Source organism: Rhizorhabdus wittichii (genome assembly GCF_017607425.1).
GTDB lineage: Bacteria > Pseudomonadota > Alphaproteobacteria > Sphingomonadales > Sphingomonadaceae > Rhizorhabdus > Rhizorhabdus wittichii.
In genome coordinates this window covers 1,102,453-1,120,793 of record NZ_CP059319.1, presented here as the reverse complement: position 1 = coordinate 1,120,793, position 18,341 = coordinate 1,102,453, and the positions used below count along the sequence as shown (strand labels likewise).

Annotated in this window: 12 protein-coding genes, 1 tRNA gene and 1 riboswitch; of the genes, 10 read left to right on the top strand and 3 right to left on the bottom strand. The window is 67.8% G+C overall.

The window, feature by feature from the left end; genetic code table 11:
• The first annotated feature begins 36 nt into the window (after positions 1-36).
• The 5 genes from HRJ34_RS05435 to clpX all read left to right on the top strand — a co-directional run bounded on the left by HRJ34_RS05435 (position 37) and on the right by clpX (position 7,707).
• Positions 37-3,177 carry a hypothetical protein gene (locus tag HRJ34_RS05435; protein WP_208633527.1) on the top strand — a complete coding sequence of 1,047 codons (3,141 nt, stop codon included), beginning with the start codon at positions 37-39 and terminating at the stop codon, positions 3,175-3,177.
• Between the two features lie 321 nt (positions 3,178-3,498).
• Positions 3,499-3,583 (top strand) — tRNA-Leu (locus tag HRJ34_RS05430).
• A gap of 69 nt (positions 3,584-3,652) precedes the next feature.
• Positions 3,653-5,308 carry a trigger factor gene (tig, locus tag HRJ34_RS05425; RefSeq protein ID WP_011951442.1) on the top strand — a complete coding sequence of 552 codons (1,656 nt, stop codon included), beginning with the start codon at positions 3,653-3,655 and terminating at the stop codon, positions 5,306-5,308.
• Between the two features lie 183 nt (positions 5,309-5,491).
• Positions 5,492-6,148: an ATP-dependent Clp protease proteolytic subunit gene (locus tag HRJ34_RS05420; RefSeq protein WP_011951441.1), complete on the top strand. Its 657-nt coding sequence runs from the start codon at positions 5,492-5,494 to the stop codon at positions 6,146-6,148.
• Between the two features lie 284 nt (positions 6,149-6,432).
• Entirely contained in the window at positions 6,433-7,707 is a 1,275-nt protein-coding gene (gene clpX, locus HRJ34_RS05415; protein WP_011951440.1) for an ATP-dependent Clp protease ATP-binding subunit ClpX, read from the top strand.
• Between the two features lie 186 nt (positions 7,708-7,893).
• Here clpX and HRJ34_RS05410 read toward each other — a convergent pair whose 3' ends face one another.
• Complete coding sequence (locus HRJ34_RS05410) at positions 7,894-8,868, bottom strand: tetratricopeptide repeat protein (protein WP_208633526.1); 975 nt, start codon at positions 8,866-8,868, stop codon at positions 7,894-7,896.
• A gap of 193 nt (positions 8,869-9,061) precedes the next feature.
• Here HRJ34_RS05410 and HRJ34_RS05405 point away from each other — a divergent pair, with 193 nt between their 5' ends.
• The 5 genes from HRJ34_RS05405 to HRJ34_RS05385 all read left to right on the top strand — a co-directional run bounded on the left by HRJ34_RS05405 (position 9,062) and on the right by HRJ34_RS05385 (position 16,371).
• Entirely contained in the window at positions 9,062-11,515 is a 2,454-nt protein-coding gene (locus HRJ34_RS05405; protein WP_029548621.1) for a cyclic nucleotide-binding domain-containing protein, read from the top strand.
• Complete coding sequence (locus HRJ34_RS05400; protein WP_011951437.1) at positions 11,515-12,393, top strand: hypothetical protein; 879 nt, start codon at positions 11,515-11,517, stop codon at positions 12,391-12,393. The genes HRJ34_RS05405 and HRJ34_RS05400 overlap by 1 nt, the downstream gene beginning before the upstream one ends.
• Positions 12,394-12,403: 10 nt before the next feature.
• Positions 12,404-14,227, top strand: a complete 1,824-nt coding sequence (locus HRJ34_RS05395; RefSeq protein WP_208633525.1) for a cytochrome c3 family protein — start codon at positions 12,404-12,406, stop codon at positions 14,225-14,227.
• Positions 14,228-14,355: 128 nt separating this feature from the next.
• Entirely contained in the window at positions 14,356-15,225 is an 870-nt protein-coding gene (locus HRJ34_RS05390; protein WP_011951435.1) for a phosphodiesterase, read from the top strand.
• A gap of 46 nt (positions 15,226-15,271) precedes the next feature.
• Positions 15,272-15,379, top strand: a riboswitch (SAM-I-IV-variant riboswitch).
• Positions 15,380-15,417: 38 nt separating this feature from the next.
• Complete coding sequence (locus HRJ34_RS05385) at positions 15,418-16,371, top strand: homoserine O-succinyltransferase (protein ID WP_029995313.1); 954 nt, start codon at positions 15,418-15,420, stop codon at positions 16,369-16,371.
• A gap of 113 nt (positions 16,372-16,484) precedes the next feature.
• On the opposite strand, the gene HRJ34_RS05380 is transcribed toward HRJ34_RS05385, so the two are convergent.
• Positions 16,485-16,784 (bottom strand): zinc ribbon domain-containing protein YjdM, encoded by a 300-nt coding sequence (locus tag HRJ34_RS05380; protein WP_011951433.1) that lies wholly within the window; start codon positions 16,782-16,784, stop codon positions 16,485-16,487.
• Positions 16,785-16,854: 70 nt separating this feature from the next.
• Positions 16,855-18,300, bottom strand: coding sequence for a glycosyltransferase family 2 protein (locus HRJ34_RS05375; protein WP_208633524.1), 1,446 nt, complete (start codon positions 18,298-18,300; stop codon positions 16,855-16,857).
• Positions 18,301-18,341 lie beyond the last annotated feature (41 nt).

Below are 18,341 nucleotides of genomic sequence, written 5' to 3'. Positions count from 1 at the left end.
TGGGATGCCAAGGGGACAGTCGGCTATGCCGAGGCCATGATCTACGGCGATCCCGGCAGCATCGTTCCGCTCAACCTGCCGGCGGGCGAGGGCGAGTATCGTTTCTCGGTACCGTCGGGGCTGGCGATCGCGCGGCGGGTCGAAGCCGTCGAGTATCGGCCGACCGGCGCCGTCTGGCGCTTTCCGCCGCAAGCCACCACCGCGACGAGCGAGGGCGACGGGCTGGCCGGCCGGATCAGCCTCGCCGTCGCCGGGCCCGGCAAGCCGACCGGGAAGGGCGTGCTGCTCGACAGGAGCAGCTACCTCCAGTCGCAGGCGCTCGGCATCGATTTCGGCACCAGCGCCGATCCGCTGCGGACCCAGACGCCCCGGCGGCTGCGCTGTTCGTTCCGGGGGATCGTGCCGCCGCGCGCGGACGGGGCGCTGCTCTTCTACCTGACGGGCTGGACGGTCGGCACGATCGCACTGATGACCCGCTATGGCAGCAACCGGCTCGAATGCGTGATCGGGCGTGGCGATCGGACCCAGGCCGGGTTCGCCAGCACGGTCGACCGCACTCCCGGCGTCGAGCAGCTGCTGGAGGTGGAGTGGCGCGACGATCCGGCGGGGGCGGGCGGGACGCTCGCCTTCCTGATCGACGGCAAGCCGGCGGGCGGGCCGTTCCGGACGCCGTTCAAGCCCCGGATCACGCCCGAAATGGGCTTCTCGGTCAACGCCGCGCTCGGCAATCTGCGCCAGGCGATCGACGGCCTGCTCGTTCGCGAGGTCGCGATCGGCTTCGACCGGCCGGTGGTGAAGGAGAGCTATTCTCCGGTCGCGGACGGCATGGTCGCGGGTGCGGACCTGCCCAGCCTCGTCGTCGACGCGCGCTCGGTGACGGCGCCGCAACCGGCGCGGACGCTGGCGTGGCGCGGGCCGGACGGATCGGTCGGCACGCTCGACGTCACCATCGGCCCGCTCGATGTGCCGCCGGGCCAGCCCTGGAAGGCGGTGCTGGTCGACTGGTCGAGCGGGACGGGCGTGCCGCACCCAAACGAACTGGTGATGGCCCGGCCGGCGGTGCAGAACTGCCGTTTCGAGGACGCCTGGCTGGGCGCCGCGCAGCCGGCCTGGATCGAATGCCTGCCGCGGGGGCCCGTTCCGGTGATCGACGGCATCGCCTATCGCTGCGAGGCGATCCGCGCGGGCGACTATGTCCAGTTCCAGTTCGGCTATGACTGGGACGCGAGCGTCATGCCCGACAATCCGTTCGGCGACCCGAGCGGCCGCAACGCCTATATGGTCCCGCACAAATGGCTGATCTACGACCGCGAGGACCGGCTGCTCGCGACCGTCGAGCGCCCCGACGGCGGCCCGCTCAACGGCGCCGACGTCCCGGCCCATTTCCAGGGGCCGTTCGACGGGCGCGGCTGCGCGGTCATCAGCCGCGAGCATCGCTGGTATCCGCACGGCACGGTCCGCTCGGGCATCATCTGGCGCAACCGCGATCCCGGTAGCCACGACCAGGCCGGCATCCGCCGCGCGGTGCCGCTGTTCGACCTGAGCGTGCCGTTCGGCTGCCATCTCGACTATTCGGTCAACGGCTACGACCTGCGCGTCTTCGGCGGCGGCGCGGGCAATGAGGGGCAGGCGAACGGCTTCGGCAATGTCCGCGTCATGCCGTGGAAGCAGAGCGACTATCGGACGATGGTCGACCGGGCCGGGCGCACCCGCGATCCCTATGGCGCGCTGCTCTATTCGGCCAATTCGATGGCGGCCAATGCGGCGCTGTGGCTCGAATATACGCCGTTCAACGTCCAGGGCCGCTCGCCGATCACCGGATCGGGCGGCATGCGCGACGACCGCCAGACCATCCCCGAGCCCGTCGTCTGGCACATGAACCTGCCCGACGGCGCGCGGCCGCACGACGGCACGCCGTGGCGCGCGATCGCGCTCGATTATCTGACCGGCTATGTCTCCGACCCGGTCCATGCCTTCGAGAAGGGGCGCAACCGGCCCGTCTTCAAGGGCGCGCCGCAGCGGCCCATCGCGGCGCGCAACCATTATTACGGCCCCGGCAACATGGCGCTGCCGCCGGCGCAGGCCTGGTATCAGCAGGGCGGCCGCACCTATGCCTGGGTGCGCGGCACCAATCCGCTGCGGGTGGCGGTGCCCTATGCCGGCGACGCGCCGGAGAGGCCCTATTTCGGCACCTTCCAGATCGACAAGCTGCACGGGCACCAGTTTCCGGGCTGGGGCAGCCTGCTGTTCCGCACGCCCGAATTCGCATTTCTCGGCCATCGCTTCTGGGACCAGAACCGGCTCTATTCGAACGACATCATCGGTGACGCCGCGCTCGACCTGTGGGCCGCGCGCGAGGGGGCCTGGGCCTTCCTGCACGCGGCGCTCGCCTGGAAGACGGCGAGCGCGACGTCGCAGCGGCTCTACAGCCGGCGCGAGGTGCTCGATTTCGTCGTCTTCGACTTCGAGCTGTTCCACGACCGGCATTACGCCGCGACGCCCGGCTTCCTGAACCCGCCCGCCAACCTGATGCCGGGCGGGCAACTGAACCTCACCCACGCCGTCTATGCCGCCGCGCGCCACTTCGGGGTGGTCGCCAAGGGCGGGTGGGGAGTCTACCAGCATGAATTCAGCATCGGCTACTGGCTGAGCGCATTGGCCACGGGCGAGAAATTCGGCTTCAACGCGGCCCTGCGCGCGGCGTCGGCCAAGGCGGGGGCGGTGCTCGACTGGCTGATCGCGATGCACCGCAAGCGGATCGTCGGCCGGATCGTCGAGGGCGCGACCCTGCCGCCGCTCGACCATGTTCCCTATATGCAGGGCATCTGGGGCCCCGATCATATCGCCGCGGCCGGCGGCGAGGTCGCCCGCCTGCCGCACGGCTATGCCGATCTCGAACAGCTGTGGGGGCGGGCGCCAGGCTGGGACCGGTTCGACGACCATGGCCGCTCGGTCACCCGCGACGGACAGGCGATGGACCAGCTGATCGCCGGGCCGTCGCTGCTCCGCTACCTGCTTGGCCAGTCGGGCGAGGACCTCGTCGCCGCGCAGGCGATCGCCAACCGCTGGCGCGAGCAGAAGAAGGTCGAGGAGTTGGCCAAGGGCGAGCGTGCCGGGGAGGGCTGGTTCGTCTATCTCCAGGCGTCGAACAATCCGGCGCGGCCGGTCCAGAGCTAGACTCGTTCCGGGTCAATTTGATGCACGTCTCCCGCCTCCCCATCGTCATTCCCGCGAAAGCGGGAATCCATGGACGGCGGCCCGCAAGAGGCCGAATGTGCCGTGACCGTGGATTCCCGCTTTCGCGGGAATGACGGAAAGATCGGGAAATCCGTGGGATTCGATCACTCTCGGAGAGAATCTAAAGTCTGGACCCTGGAAAGCGCAGCCCCGGATAGGCTTTTGTCTATACATTAAGCCTGTCTTTTTCGCTCGTCGCACGGCCGGGTTGTACTGGCCCGCCATGTTGCTATAGAGCGCGCCGACCGGCGGTCCTTATTTGCGGGCGTGGCGGAACTGGTAGACGCGCTGGATTTAGGTTCCAGTATCGCAAGATGTGGGGGTTCGAGTCCCTTCGCCCGCACCAGCTTCGCCATCCAGCAGCGCGAAGCGGGACCGACACAGATTTTCTCGAGATAGAGGTTGGATGCGACCCATGCAGACTGTCGAAACGCTGAACGAGGGCCTCAAGCGCGCCTATACGGTGACGATCCCCGCCAATGATGTCGCCCAGCGCGTCGAGGCCGAGATCAAGTCGATCGCGCCGCAGGTCCGCATGCCCGGCTTCCGCCCCGGCAAGGTGCCTGCCAACCTGATCAAGAAGATGCATGGCCCGGCGATCGAGCAGGACGTGCTCAACAAGACCGTGCAGGACGGCGTCCAGCAGCTCCTCGCCGAGCAGAAGCTGCGTCCCGCGATGCAGCCCTCGGTCGAGCTGGTCGGCGGCGACTATGAGCCCGGCAAGGACGTGGCGCTCAAGGTCGAGCTCGAAGTGCTCCCCGACGTGCCGCCGCCCGCGATCGAAGGCCTCAAGCTGGAGCGCCTGAGCGTCGAGGCCCCGACCGACGAGATCGACGCGCAGATCAAGCGCATCGCCGACCAGCAGAAGCGCTATGACGACGCCAAGGACGGCCACCCCGCGGTCGAGGGCGACCTCGTCGTGCTCGATTTCGCCGGCAGCGTCGACGGCGTCGCCTTCGAGGGCGGCACCGGCACCGGCATGTCGGTCGAGCTTGGCTCGGGCCGCCTGATCCCCGGTTTCGAGGACCAGCTCGAAGGCATCAAGAAGGGCGAATCGCGCAGCCTGAACGTCACCTTCCCGAAGGATTATGGCGAGAAGTCGCTGGCCGGTAAGGCCGCCGTCTTCGAAGTCACCGCCACCGACGTCCGCGTCCCCGGCGAGACCAAGGTCGACGACGAGTTCGCGCAGTCGCTGGGCCTGCAGGGCCTCGACCAGCTCCGCGAGCTGATCAAGGGCCAGGTCGAGCAGGAGCTCAACGGCCTGACCCGCACCCATATGAAGCGCAAGCTGCTCGACCAGCTCGCCGCCGGCCACGACTTCCCGGTCCCGCCGTCGATGGTCGAGGCCGAGTTCGGCCAGATCTGGGCGCAGCTCGAGCATGAGGCGACCCACGAGGAGGACCCCGAGGCCGCCCGCGCCGAGATGGAGAAGGACCGCGACGATTATCGCGCGATCGCCGAGCGCCGCGTCCGCCTGGGCCTGCTGCTGTCCGAGATCGGCCAGCAGAACGGCGTCGAGGTGAGCGCGCAGGAGATGCAGCGCCTCGTCCAGCAGGCGGCGATGCAGTATCAGCCCGCCGACCGCGACCGCTTCGTCCAGTATCTGCAGCAGGACCCGATGGCCGCCGCGCAGCTCCGTGCGCCGCTCTATGAGGACAAGGTCGTCGACTTCCTGTTCGACAAGGCCGAGGTCAGCGACCGCACCGTCACCCGCGACGAGCTGGAAGCCGCGATCGAGGCCGACGACGACACGATCGGCAAGGGCCATGTCCATGGCCCGGGCTGCGGTCATGACCACCATGATCACGACCACGACCATGATCATGCCGCTCCGGCCAAGAAGCCGGCCGCGAAGAAGGCCGCTGCCAAGCCGGCCGCCGAGGAGGCTCCTGCCGCCGAGGACAAGCCGGCTGCCAAGAAGAAGGCCGCGGTGAAGACCGAGGAAGCCGCCGAGGCCGCTCCGGCGCCGAAGAAGGCCCCGGCCAAGAAGGCCGCCGCCGCCAAGGCCGAGGAGGCCCCGGCCGCCGCGCCGAAGAAGGCTCCGGCCAAGAAGAAGGCCGCCGCCGAGTAATCGGCCGGTCTTCGAACCATTCGCGAAGGGCCGTCGGAGCGATCCGGCGGCCCTTCTGCTTTCTCCGATCCTCCGCCGACATGACGGGCAGGGCGGGGACCAACCAGCGCGGACCCTCTTGAAACCCCCGCGGCAAAGGCCGATGTAGGCCGGGCAAGGCAAAGCAAAGGACCAGACCTTCCCATGCACAATCCCTTCGAAACCGGTGAGTTCCTGAATCCGGAAACCGGCGCCCTGGTCCCCGTCGTGATCGAGCAGTCGAACCGCGGCGAGCGCAGCTTCGACATTTATTCGCGCCTGCTGCGCGAGCGGATCATCTTCGTGACCGGCCAGGTCGAGGACCATATGGCCTCGCTCATCACCGCCCAGCTGCTGTTCCTCGAATCGGAGAATCCGAAGAAGGACATCTTCATGTACATCAACTCGCCGGGCGGCGTGGTGACGGCCGGCCTCGCGATCCACGACACGATGCAGTATATCCGCCCGCGCGTCGGCACGGTCTGCATCGGCCAGGCGGCGTCGATGGGCAGCTTCCTGCTCGCGGCGGGCGAGCCGGGGATGCGCGTCGCGCTCACCAACAGCCGGATCATGGTCCACCAGCCGTCGGGCGGCGCCCAGGGCATGGCGGCCGACATCGAGATCCAGGCGCGCGAGATCCTGCGCATGCGCCACCGGCTCAACTCGCTCTATGCGAAGTACACCAAGCAGCCGATAGAGGCGATCGAGGCGGCGATGGACCGCGACAAGTTCCTCGAGGCCGACGAGGCCAAGGCCTTCGGCCTGATCGACGAGGTGTTCGACAAGCGTCCGAGCCCCGCCGACGAGGCGATCGCCGCCTGATCGGCCGGCGCCCGGCATGGCCGACGCCTGGGACGCGCCTTTCCCGGATCGGGGAGGGCGCGTCCTGCGCGTCGCGGCCGGCCGAGTCGCGCGGTTTTCCGCGGCGCGGGCCGGCGGCGCGCGATCCGGCCGGGGCGCGGGGGCGCCATCCGGTTGCACCCGGAAAACGGCTTCCCATATCGATGGGAACCCGCTTGGCCTTCATCGCTTCTCAAGATGGTTGTGAGAAGGGGGAGGACATGTTTAGGATGCGTTCGATCCCTAGTGGAGTCAGGATCTAGTTTATGACGAAGTTGACCGGCGGCGACTCGAAGAGCACGCTTTACTGCTCCTTCTGCGGCAAGTCGCAGCACGAGGTCCGCAAGCTGATCGCTGGCCCGACCGTGTTCATCTGCGACGAGTGCGTCGAGCTCTGCAACGACATCATCCGTGAGGAGACGAAGGGCGCGCTCGTCAGCAAGAAGGACGGCGGGGTCCCGACCCCGCACGAGATCTGCGAGCATCTCGACCAATATGTGATCGGCCAGGCCAAGGCCAAGCGCGTCCTCTCGGTCGCGGTGCACAACCATTACAAGCGGCTCAACCACGGCGCCAAGGGCGCCGATGTCGAGCTGGCCAAGTCGAACATCCTGCTCGTCGGCCCGACCGGATCGGGCAAGACGCTGCTCGCCCAGACGATGGCGCGGCTGCTCGACGTGCCGTTCACCATGGCCGACGCCACCACGCTGACCGAGGCGGGCTATGTCGGCGAGGATGTCGAGAACATCATCCTCAAGCTGCTCCAGGCCTCCGACTATAATGTCGAGCGGGCGCAGCGCGGCATCGTCTATATCGACGAGATCGACAAGATCAGCCGCAAGGCCGACAATCCTTCGATCACCCGCGACGTGTCGGGCGAGGGTGTCCAGCAGGCGCTGCTCAAGCTGATGGAAGGCACCACCGCGAGCGTTCCGCCGCAGGGCGGCCGCAAGCATCCGCAGCAGGAGTTCCTCCAGGTCGACACGACCAACATCCTGTTCATCTGCGGCGGCGCCTTCGCGGGGCTGGAGAAGATCATCGGCGATCGCCTGCAGGGCAAGTCGATCGGCTTCGGCGCCTATGTCGCCGCGCCCGAGGAGCGCCGCACCGGCGAGACCCTCCAGCAGTGCGAGCCCGAGGACCTGCTCAAGTTCGGCCTGATCCCCGAATTCGTCGGCCGCCTGCCGGTGATCGCGACGCTGATGGACCTCGACGAGGCCGCGCTGGTCGAGATCCTGACGGCGCCGAAGAACGCGCTGGTCAAGCAGTATCAGAAGCTGTTCGACATGGAGGGCGTCAAGCTCGGCTTCACCGACGACGCGCTGGTCGCGATCGCCCGCAAGGCGATCACCCGCAAGACCGGCGCGCGCGGCCTGCGCTCGATCCTCGAAGGGCTGCTGCTCGACACGATGTTCGACCTGCCGTCGATGGACGGGGTCGACGAGATCATGGTCGACAAGGACGTGGTCGAGGGCCGCAAGGACCCGGTCCGCGTCTTCACCAAGAAGAACAAGGAAAAGGCCGGCGGCGACGCCGCCTGATCCGATAGGATATCCCGAACGAAGAAGGGCCGCCGGAGCGATCCGGCGGCCCTTTTCTTATGATGGCCCAGGCGGTCATCCTGGCGAAAGCCAGGATCTCTCTTCTCTTCGTCATTCACCGCCGGACCGAGGAAAGGCAGGGAGATCCCGGCTTCCGCCGGGATGACGGTGAGCAAAGGTTAAGGTTCAGCGCTCCACGCCGAGCGTCTTCGCGGCCTCGTCGAAGCGGGCGATCTGGCCGGCGTCGCCCTTGAAGACGGTCTTCGCCCTGGCGAGCGCGTCCTTCGCGCCGGCGGGGTCGTTGAGCATCATCCGCGAGCGCATCAGCATGATCCAGCGATCGGCGTCGCGCGGATTCTGCTCCAGCCGGGCGGCGAGGCGGGCGACCATCGAGCGGGCGAGCTCGTCCTGCTGCGACGGGGTCATCGCCGTCGCGGCCTTGAGGTCGGCGGCGCTGGGCCCCGGGATGCCGGCGGTCGCGACGCTGTCGCCGCCGGCCGTCGGCGCGGCCGAGGACGACTGCTGGGGCATGGAAGGCGGCGGCACGCGGCCCGCCAGGTCGATCTTGTGCTCGGCGGAGACCTTGGCGATCAGCTCGCGGACCGGCCCTTCCCAGGGCGCGCCGGCGGGGCTGTCCTTGAGGATCGCGATCCAGTCGTCGATCGCGCCCTTGTGGTCGCCGTCCTGGTCCTTCTTCACCGCGAGGAAATAGCGGGCGCGATGGTCGGTCGGGTCGATCGACACCGCCTTGCGGAACGAGGCCTCGGCCGCCGGAGTGACCCCGCCGGGACCCGACAGGAGCTGGACCTCGCCCAGCGCCGACCAGATCTCCGCGTTGGACGGATCGATCTTCGTCGCCCTGGCATAGGCCTGCGCGGCGTCGGCATAGCGGCCGAGATTATAATAGGACCAGCCGAGCGTCGCCCAGCCCTTGAAGTCGTCCGGATTGTCCTTGAGCCGCTTTTCGAGCCCGGCGATCATCGATCCGACGTCGCCGGCCTGGCCCGCTCCCTGTCCCGGCGCGGCGGTCTCATCGAGCCCCGACCGCGAGCGCGTCACCGCCAGGACGACCGCCGCCAGGGCGATCAGCGCGGCGAGGATCAGCGCGATCCGCGCGAAGGGCAGCGAGAGACCTTTGTTCGCGGTGGTGTCCTTCGTCACATTTCTCTCCGCAATCGAGGGTAATGGCCTTTGATAACCAAATGTAACGAAAGTCTAGCGGAACGCGTCGAAGCTGATAGAGTAGGGACGGGGCAGACACTAAATTCACGCTTTGTCGCAGGGGCATGCGAGAATTTCGGGGTCTAATGACGGCCGCTCGCTCGGCGGCGGTGAAACGGGGCAGGGGGAATCAGTGGCGGATACCTACCGTATTGCCATCGTTGGCTCGGGGCCGGCGGGGATGAGCGCTGCGGCTCACGCGGCCAAGCTCGGCATACCGCACGTCCTGCTCGAAAAGACCGACCACCTTTCCGATACGATCTTCAAATATCAGAAGGGCAAGCACGTCATGGCGACGCCGAGCCAGCTCGTGCTGCGCTCGGATGTCGATTTCGATGCGGGCAAGCGCGAGAAGATCCTCGGCATCTGGGACGAGCAGACCGCCGGCCACAAGGTCAACGTCCGCTTCAAGAGCGAGGTGAAGGCGATCACCGGGCAGAAGGGCGCGTTCGTCCTCACCCTGACCGACAAGACCGAGATCCATGCCGAGACGGTCATCCTGGCGATCGGTACCCAGGGCAACCCGAACCTGCTGCGCGCGCCGGGCATCGAGAGCAGCGGCATCCACGTCCAGTATCAGCTCGACGATCCCGGCGAATATGTCGACGAGCACATCACCGTCGTCGGATCGGGCGACGCCGGCATCGAGAATGCGCTGGGCCTCGCGCAGGACGCGGCGCAGGGCAACATCGTCACCATCCTCAACCGCGGCGCCGATTTCAGCCGCGCCAAGGGCGCCAACGTCAAGCTGCTGATGCAGGCGCGCGACGAGGGGCGGATGAACGTGATGACCGACACCTCGCCGAACCGGCTCGAGGCGGGGCATCTCGTCCTCGACACCCGCGACGGCGAGGCGCGCATCCGCTGCGACCGCGTGATCGCGCGCATGGGCTCGGCCGCGCCGCGCAAGTTCATCGAGGAATGCGGGATCGAGTTCACCAGCCCGGACCGCGAGGCCTTCCCGACGCTGTCGCCGCAGTTCGAGACGACCAACGCCGGCATCTACGTGATCGGCGCGCTGGCCGGCTATCCGCTGATCAAGCACTGCATGAACCAGGGCTATGACGTCGTCGAGTTCATCAACGGCAACACCGGCCTGAAGCCCGCCGACGAACCGATCCTCGAAGGCAAGTTCGTCAACCTGCCGGTCAGGAAGTCGGTCGACGAGTGGCTGGAGTTCATCCGCACCAACGTCCAGATCCTCAACGACCTGTCGCCGCTGCAGATGCGCGAGTTCATGCTGGACTCCGAAGTCCGCTACTACGGCAAGAACGACATCATCTTCGAGAAGAACGCGCCGGGATCGTCGCTGTTCTGCATCGCGCAAGGATCGGTCGACATCCCGCTGCCCGACGGCCGCTCGACCGGGATCGTCATTCCCGAGGGATCGATCTTCGGCGAGGTCGGCCTCGTCTCCGGTCGCCGCCGCGGCTCGACGATCCGCTCGGTCGCCGAGACCATCGTCGTCGAGATCCCGCGCAACGCGATCCTCAAGCTGATGGCGTCGGTGCCGGGCGTGAAGCGCGCCGTCACCCGCATCTCCACCGAGCGCCAGCTCCTCCAGATGTGGCAGTCGGGGCTCCAGCCCGCCGACCTGGCCGAGGTGCTGGAGACCGCCGAGATCAAGGGCATCCGCGCCGGCGAGGCGATCTTCCGCGAGGGCGAGGAAGGCAATGACGTCTATGTGATCCGGTCGGGATCGGTGGTCGTCGAGAAGGCGATCGGCGGCAAGCCGGTGTTCCTCTCCTATGTTCCCGCCGGCAATTATGTCGGCGAGCTCGAACTGTTCGACAACGGCATCCGCAAGCAGACCGTGCGCGCCGCGGTGAAGTCGGAGGTGATCAAGCTCGGCGGCGATGCGTTCCGCCGGCTGCTGGAGGCCAAGCCGGAATTCTTCGCCCGGGCGAAGGTGGCGATCGGCGAGCGCGAGGACCTCGCCTCGTTCATCGAGGCGAAGAAGGACAGCTTCGCCACCGTCGTCGACATGTACAGCTCGGTCGCGAACTTCCTGGTCGACAACGGCGTCGGCGAGGCGACCGACGTGCTGCTGATCGACGAGAATCTCTGCGTCGGCTGCGACAATTGCGAGAAGGCCTGCGCCGACAGCCATGAGGGCATCTCGCGGCTTGACCGCGAGGCGGGGCGCACCTTCGCGCATCTCCACGTGCCGACGAGCTGCCGCCATTGCGAGCATCCGCACTGCATGGCCGACTGCCCGCCGACCGCGATCCATCGCGGCCAGGACGGCGAGGTCTATATCGACGACACCTGCATCGGCTGCGGCAACTGCCAGCGGAACTGCCCCTATGGCGTGATCCGCATGGAGAAGGAGCCGCCGCAGAAGCCTTCCCTGTGGAAATGGTTCCTGTTCGGGCAGGGGCCGGGACCGGGAGAGCCCAGCCATGACTGGGCCTATGCCAATGCGACGCCCGGCGTCGAGAAGGCGAAACGCGCGGTCAAGTGCGACATGTGCTCGGGTATCGAGGGCGGCCCGAGCTGCGTCCGCGCCTGTCCGACGGGGGCGGCGATCCGTGTCGCGCCCGAGGAATTCCTGACGGTCGCCCGGCTGCAACGGGACGACGCCTGATGGCCAGCAAATCGCTACGGCAGGCGACCACGGGTCGCGAGCGCGCCTCCGAGCATGAGGGCTTCCTGCGCTACCAGGGCTATAAATGGCTCAAGATCGCGCTGGCGATCAGCGCGGTGGCGCTGCTGATCTACGCGTTCAACGACGTCCAGCCGAAGCCCAATGGCGGCAGCATCTACGGCTACACCACCGGCACGATCGGTGTCCTCCTGATCCTGTGGCTGACGATGCTCGGCGTCCGCAAGCGCGCGATCACGCCGGGCCGCTGGTCGCTCAAGAGCTGGACCTCGGCCCATGTCTATCTGGGCCTGTCGCTGATCGTCATCGCGACGCTGCACACCGGCTTCGACTTCGGGTGGAACGTCCACACGCTCGCCTATGCTCTGATGATGATCGTCATCGCCTCGGGCGTGTTCGGCATCGCCACCTATGCGATGCTGCCCCAGGCGCTGTCGGCCAACCGGGGCGAGACGACCCAGGTCCAGATGCTCGACAACCTGCGGATGATCGACCGCCAGCTCAACGAGGCGGCGCAGCCGCTCGATGCCGAGGGCGCGGCGATCGTCCGGATGGCGCTCGACGACGATCCGTTCGGCGGCGGCCTGGTCGCGCGGCTGACCGGCCACTATCGCAACTGCGGGACGCGCGCGGCGCTGGCCGCCGTGCGCGCGCATGCGGGGCGCAAGGAGGCGGCCGCCGATCCCTACGACCATGTCGAGGTGCTGCTGGAGCGCAAGCGATCCTCGCTGTCGCGCATCCGCAAGCATCTGCGGCTGAAGGCGCTGCTGGAGGTGTGGCTCTATCTCCATATCCCGCTGACCTTCGCGCTGATCGCGGCGCTGTTCGTCCACATCGTCTCCGTCTTCTATTATTGGTGAGAACGCGCAGATGAGCTTCATCGTTCGCACGGTAGCGCGCACCGCCGACGGGCGGGACATCGTCCGCCCCAAGAGCTTCGACAAGGCCGAGCTGAGCATCGGCCGCAGCCCGTCGAGCGACATCCACCTGCCCGACCTGGCGGTGGCGCTGAACCATGCGGTGATCCGCAGCGCCGCGGGCGGCGCCGTCGAGATCGTCGCGACCGCGGGCATGCCTTTCCTCGTCGACGGCAAGTCGGCCGAGCATGAGCGCTTCTCCGCCTCGCCGGGTGCGAATATCCGCATCGGCAGCCATTCGCTGTCGGTCGAGCCGGGCGAGGGCGACGAGAAGGGCGCGGTCGTCATCACCGTCGAACGCGTCGGCGCCATCTCCAACGCGTCCGAGGAGAAGGAGGAGGCACGGGTCTTCTCGCTGGCGTCGGTGTTGCCGGGCCGGCGCATCATGGCCTGGGCCGGCGTATTGCTGGTGCTCGCGATCTTCCTTGCCTGGCCGCTGGTGTCGATCCACACCCAGCCGACCGACAATAGCCGCAAGGTCGCGTTCCACGCCGACGAGCTGTGGACGTCGGGCAAGCTGTCGCAGGTCCATCGCAGCCTAGAGAACAACTGCCAGGCCTGCCATGTGAAGGCCGGAGAAGCGGTGCGCGACACGGCCTGCGTCGCCTGTCACACCAAGGTCCACGACCATGCCGACAAGGCGAAGCTGCTGGAAGCCAAGGGCTCGCCCGGCATCATCGACGGCACCAAGCAGTTTGTCGGCGGGATCTTCGGCATCCAGCCCGGCCGCTGCGTCGAATGCCATACCGAGCATCAGGGCCAGACGGCGATGCCGGTGACCGACGAGCGCTTCTGCACCAACTGCCACGGCGACATGAGCAAGCGGATCGACACCGCGCTCAAGGACGCCGATGATTTCGGCGATCACCATCCGCAGTTCGAGCCGACGATCCGTTTCGTCGGGGAGAACGGCCTGCCGTCCTTCCGCCGCGTCTCGCTCGACGCGAACCCGAAGGAGGACAACGGCTTGAAATTCCCGCACGATCTCCACCTGTCGACCACCAACGGCGTGGCGCAGATGGCGAAGACGCTGGGCAAGGCCGAAGGCTATGGCGCGCCGCTCGATTGCGCCAACTGCCACATCCGCGACGCGACCGGATCGAGCTTCGTCGCGGTGAAGATGGAGCCGGCCTGCGGCGCCTGCCACTCGCTCGCCTTCGATCAGGTCGGCGACACGATCCGCACCCTGCGCCACGGCGATCCGGCCCAGGTCGTCGCCGACATCCGCGCCTTCTACCGCGCCGGCGCACCCCGCAATCCCGCGTTGCAGGGCATGGACCGCCGCCGTCCGGGCGACTTCGCCAGCGCCGCGCAGCGCGCCAGCTTCGCGCAGACCAGCGCGATGCACATCGGCAATGCCGATCAGGCGATCCGCGCTGTCTTCTCGAAGGGCGGGGCCTGCTTCGATTGCCATACGGTCCGCGCGACCGGCAATCCGACGACGCCCTTCGCGGTCACTCCGGTGGCGCTCAGCCGGCGCTACATGATGAAGGGCTGGTTCGACCATGCCTCGCACGACACCGAGAGCTGCGCGAGCTGCCATGCGGTGAAGGGATCGAAGCTGTCGTCCGACGTCAACCTGCCGAAGCTGGCCAAATGTCAGGAATGCCATGGCGGCCAGGACGCGCACAAGGAAGTGCCGTCGGCCTGCGCGATGTGCCACGACTATCACCGGAACGACTTCGCTCCGCTGATGGTTCGCGACAATCGCGCCCGCGGCAAGGCGGTCGAACATATCCGGGAGAAAGCGCTGAAGCAGGCAGGTACCGGTATTTAAGCCCCGGTTTACCGCTTTTTACGATCCGTTGTGTAGGAAATCACAGCAGCCGGTGCCAGCAGGTGGTCTGATGATGGACCGTTGGGGGGCCGGGGGCGTTTTACCGGCGGAGCGCAAGGGACCAAGTCATGCTGATCGCGCAACTGACCGACCTGCATATCGGCTTCGATCTCGAGAATCCCGACGAGCTCAACTTCCATCGGGTCGCCGCCGCGATCGACTATGTGATGGGCCTTTCGGTTGTGCCCGACCGGCTGTTCCTGACCGGCGACCTCACCGACCATGGCGACGTGGCCAGCTATGAACGGCTCAAGGGCCTGATCGACGGCTGCGGCTTCCCGGTCCATCTGTGCGTCGGCAACCATGACGACCGCGCCGCGATGAAGCAGGTCTTTCCCGACCTGCCGGTCGAGGACGGCTTCGTCCAATATGTGATCGACGAGCCCGAGGTGCGGATCATCGTCCTCGACACGCTCGACCCCGGCCATCATGGCGGCGCCTTCGGCCATCGCCGCGCGGGCTGGCTCAAGGCGCGCCTCGCCGAGGTGCCGGGCAAGCCGGTGCTGATCGTCCTCCATCACCCGCCGATCGAGACCGGCATCCCCTGGATGACCGCGCACCAGACCGAGCCCTGGGTGGTGATGCTCGACAAGGCGATCGGCGACCGGCCCGGCGTGACGATGATCTCGGGCCATATCCACCGCTCGATCACCACGAGCTGGCGCGGCCGCATGCTCGCCGTCGCGCCCTCGACCGCGCCGCAGGTCGCGCTGGAGATGGCGCCGATCGATCCCGAACGCCCCGACGAGCGGCCGATGATCGTCGCCGAACAGCCCGGCGTCGCGCTCCACCTGTGGACCGGCGAGGGCTTCGTCACCCACCATGCCCAGGTCGGCGCCCCCGACGTGCTGGCTCGCTATGACCGCCGGCTCCAGCCGCTGGTCCAGGCGCTGGCCGAGGAGCATGACACGATCCGGCCGGGCGCCGCCGCCGCCTGAGCGCGGGCCGGGGGATTGCCAAGCGCCGCTCCCGCGCCTAGGGAAGATGCAGCATCAAGAGTTGGGCCGGCGCCCAACGCCAACCTGCCGATCCGGGCAAGGTGGCGCTCCCGCGAGGGGGGATGTGGCCGATCCGGCAACCAAGCGGACCAAGCCCATCGCGTCGACCCATCCGACAAGGAACGACGCGACGTGCCGATCAAGATACCCGACGACCTTCCCGCCCGTCCCATCCTCGAACAGGAGGGCGTCGTCGTCATGCGCCGCACCGATGCCGTGCGGCAGGACATCAGGCCGCTCAGGATCGGCCTGCTCAACCTGATGCCGAACAAGATCAGCACCGAGACGCAACTCGCCCGGCTGCTCGGTGCGACGCCGTTGCAGGTCGAGCTCACGCTGGTGCGGATGACCGACCATGTCGCGCGCCATACCCCCGCCGATCATATGGCGGCCTTCTACCGCCCCTGGGCCGAGGTGCGCGACGAGCGGTTCGACGGCTTCGTCATCACCGGCGCCCCGGTCGAGCATCTGCCGTTCGAGGAGGTGGGCTACTGGCCCGAACTGTGCCGCGTGCTCGACTGGACCCAGACCCACGTCCACAGCAGCTTCACCATCTGCTGGGCGGCGCAGGCCGCGCTCCATCATTTCCACGGCGTGCCCAAGCATCTGCTGGCCGCCAAGGCGTTCGGCCTGTTCCGCCACCGCAACCTCGCGCCGGCATCGCCCTATCTGCGCGGCTTTTCCGACGATCCCCATATCCCGGTGTCGCGCTGGGCGGAGATCCGGCAGGCGGACATCCCGGCCGGCAGCGGGCTGGAGACGCTGCTCGACAGTGCCGAGACCGGCCCGTGCCTGCTCGACGATCCGGCGCACCGGTCGCTCCACATGTTCAACCATGTCGAATATGACACGCGGTCGCTGGCCGACGAATATTTCCGCGACGGACAGGGGCCGCTGCCGGCGGGCTATTTCCCCGAGGACGATCCGGCCCGACCGCCCGAGAACCGCTGGCGCGGCCATGCCCATCTGCTGTTCGGCAACTGGATCAACGAGATCTACCGGACGACCCCGTTCGACATCGCCGCGATCGGCGGAGGCCGGCCGCCCGCGAACGATGCGGGGCCGATCGAGGCGGCCGCGGGCTGAGGGCCTCGATCGTCATCCTGGCGAAAGCCAGGATCTCACTTCTTTCTTGGGCCGGAGAAAGGCAGGGAGATCCCGGCTTTCGCCGGGATGACGTTGGGAGGGGGAGAGGAGGCTTATCTTTTCCGGACGAACTCGGCGCGCAGCACCAGACCCTTGATGCCTTCGAAGCGGCAGTCGATCTCCTGATCGTCGCCGGTCAGGCGGATCGACTTGATCACCGTGCCGCGCTTGAGCGTCTGGCTGGTGCCCTTGACCTTCAGGTCCTTGATCAGCGTCACGCTGTCGCCGTCGGCGAGGAGGTTGCCGACCGAATCGCGGACCTCGACCTGCGAAGTGGCGCCCGCCGCTCCGGCATCGGCGGCGCTGATCCATTCGCCGGTGGCCTCGTCGTAGATATAGTCGTCGTCGCTCATCGATCCGCCTTCGGTTGTCGCAGGTCCGCTCGCTACAAGGTTCGCGGGCGATTGGCCAGCATCGCGCCGGTCAGGACGCCGCGCGCGCCAATATCCCGCCGCGCCGGGCCTTGCTCCAGGTCGAGCTGCGGGTGAGGAAGGCGACCCAGCCCCAGGCGGCGCCGAGATGGCGCAGGAGCTGAAAGCTGAATGGCTCGATGAAGGAGGCGGCGAGGACGCGGCCCCAGCCCTCGGGCAGCATGCCGCCCGACCAGCGCCGGTAGAGCATGATCGACCAGATGTGGAAGCCGAGGTCGATCGCGACCTTGGCCAGCATCGCGATCAGGATCGGCCCGACCACCGGCAGCCGCCCCTCCATCGCGAAGCCGAGCAGAAGGGCGAAGGCGACCAGGCCGAACAGGGGCTGGACCGTGTCGAACGCCTTGACCGGCAGCATCATCGTGCCGAGCCGGCCGAAGCGCGGATTGCCGACCATGTCGCGGTTCCAATATTGGGTCTGGAGGAAGCCGCCGAACCAGCGCCGCCGCTGCCGCAGGAAGGCGGCGACATGGCCGGGCGCGTCGGTCTGCGCGCGCGCCTCACCCAGCACGCGGACCTTCCAGCCGCAGCCATGATCGGCGGACCAGCGGTGCAGCCGGTGGATCAGCTCATAATCCTCGACCAGGCATTCGGGATCGAAGCCGCCGACCGTGACGACCGCCTCGCGCCGGAAGCCGGCGAAGGCGCCCGAGATCAGCAGCAGCCCGTCGACCCGCATCCACGCGAAGCGCGAGATGAAGTTGCGGACATATTCATAGGTCTGGAACCATTCGAACAGCCGCCCGGCGGCGCTGCGGTCGCAGATCGGCCGGAGCAGCCCGGTCGCCGCCACCAGCGCCGGTTCGCGGTGGAAGGCGGCGCGCATCGCCGCGATCGCATCGGGGGCGAGGATGGTGTCGGCGTCGACGGTCAGGACGATGTCGCTGTCGATCGCCTCGAGCGCGGCGTTGAGCGCGCGCGCCTTGCCGCCATGCGGCAGCCGCAGCCAGCGCAGCGACGGCACGGCCGGAGACGTCGCCATCTCGCCAAGGGGAGGGAGCGCCATGCCGAAGGCTCGCTCCATCCTTTGAGGGGTCCGATCGGTCGAGCCGTCGTCGGCGATCAGGATGATGTCGGGCGGGTCCTGTTGCGCGAGCAGCGCATGGACGGTCTGTTCGAGCACCGCGGCCTCGTTGTGGGCGGCGACCAGCACCGCCAGGGTCGGCCGCGCGCCGCCACCGTCCTGCGCGGGCGCGAAATGGCGCAGGGGGAGCGTCTGGACGCCGACGAACAACAGCAGCGCCGTGTCATAGGCGAGATAGACGAGCCCGACCGACCAGGCGAGGATGCCCGTCCATTGCCAGGCCTGCGCGGTCAGGACGATCAGCACCAGCAGGGCGCCGCCGTGGAGCAGCAGCGCGGGCAGGGTCAATGGACGCCGATTGAGGCGCGGCGAGAAGGCGTTGAAGCGGGCTTCGATCGAGGTCGATAGGGTCATGGGCTGGCGGGGCCGGGGCGACTCACGGGGTGGTTCATTGT

Coding starts and splice junctions, on each gene's coding strand:
- HRJ34_RS05435 (WP_208633527.1), top strand. CDS start 37: ATGATCTACGGCGATCCCGGCAGCATCGTTCCGCTCAACCTGCCGGCG.
- tig (WP_011951442.1), top strand. CDS start 3,653: ATGCAGACTGTCGAAACGCTGAACGAGGGCCTCAAGCGCGCCTATACG.
- HRJ34_RS05420 (WP_011951441.1), top strand. CDS start 5,492: ATGCACAATCCCTTCGAAACCGGTGAGTTCCTGAATCCGGAAACCGGC.
- clpX (WP_011951440.1), top strand. CDS start 6,433: ATGACGAAGTTGACCGGCGGCGACTCGAAGAGCACGCTTTACTGCTCC.
- HRJ34_RS05400 (WP_011951437.1), top strand. CDS start 11,515: ATGGCCAGCAAATCGCTACGGCAGGCGACCACGGGTCGCGAGCGCGCC.
- HRJ34_RS05395 (WP_208633525.1), top strand. CDS start 12,404: ATGAGCTTCATCGTTCGCACGGTAGCGCGCACCGCCGACGGGCGGGAC.
- HRJ34_RS05390 (WP_011951435.1), top strand. CDS start 14,356: ATGCTGATCGCGCAACTGACCGACCTGCATATCGGCTTCGATCTCGAG.
- HRJ34_RS05380 (WP_011951433.1), bottom strand. CDS start 16,784: ATGAGCGACGACGACTATATCTACGACGAGGCCACCGGCGAATGGATC.
- HRJ34_RS05375 (WP_208633524.1), bottom strand. CDS start 18,300: ATGACCCTATCGACCTCGATCGAAGCCCGCTTCAACGCCTTCTCGCCG.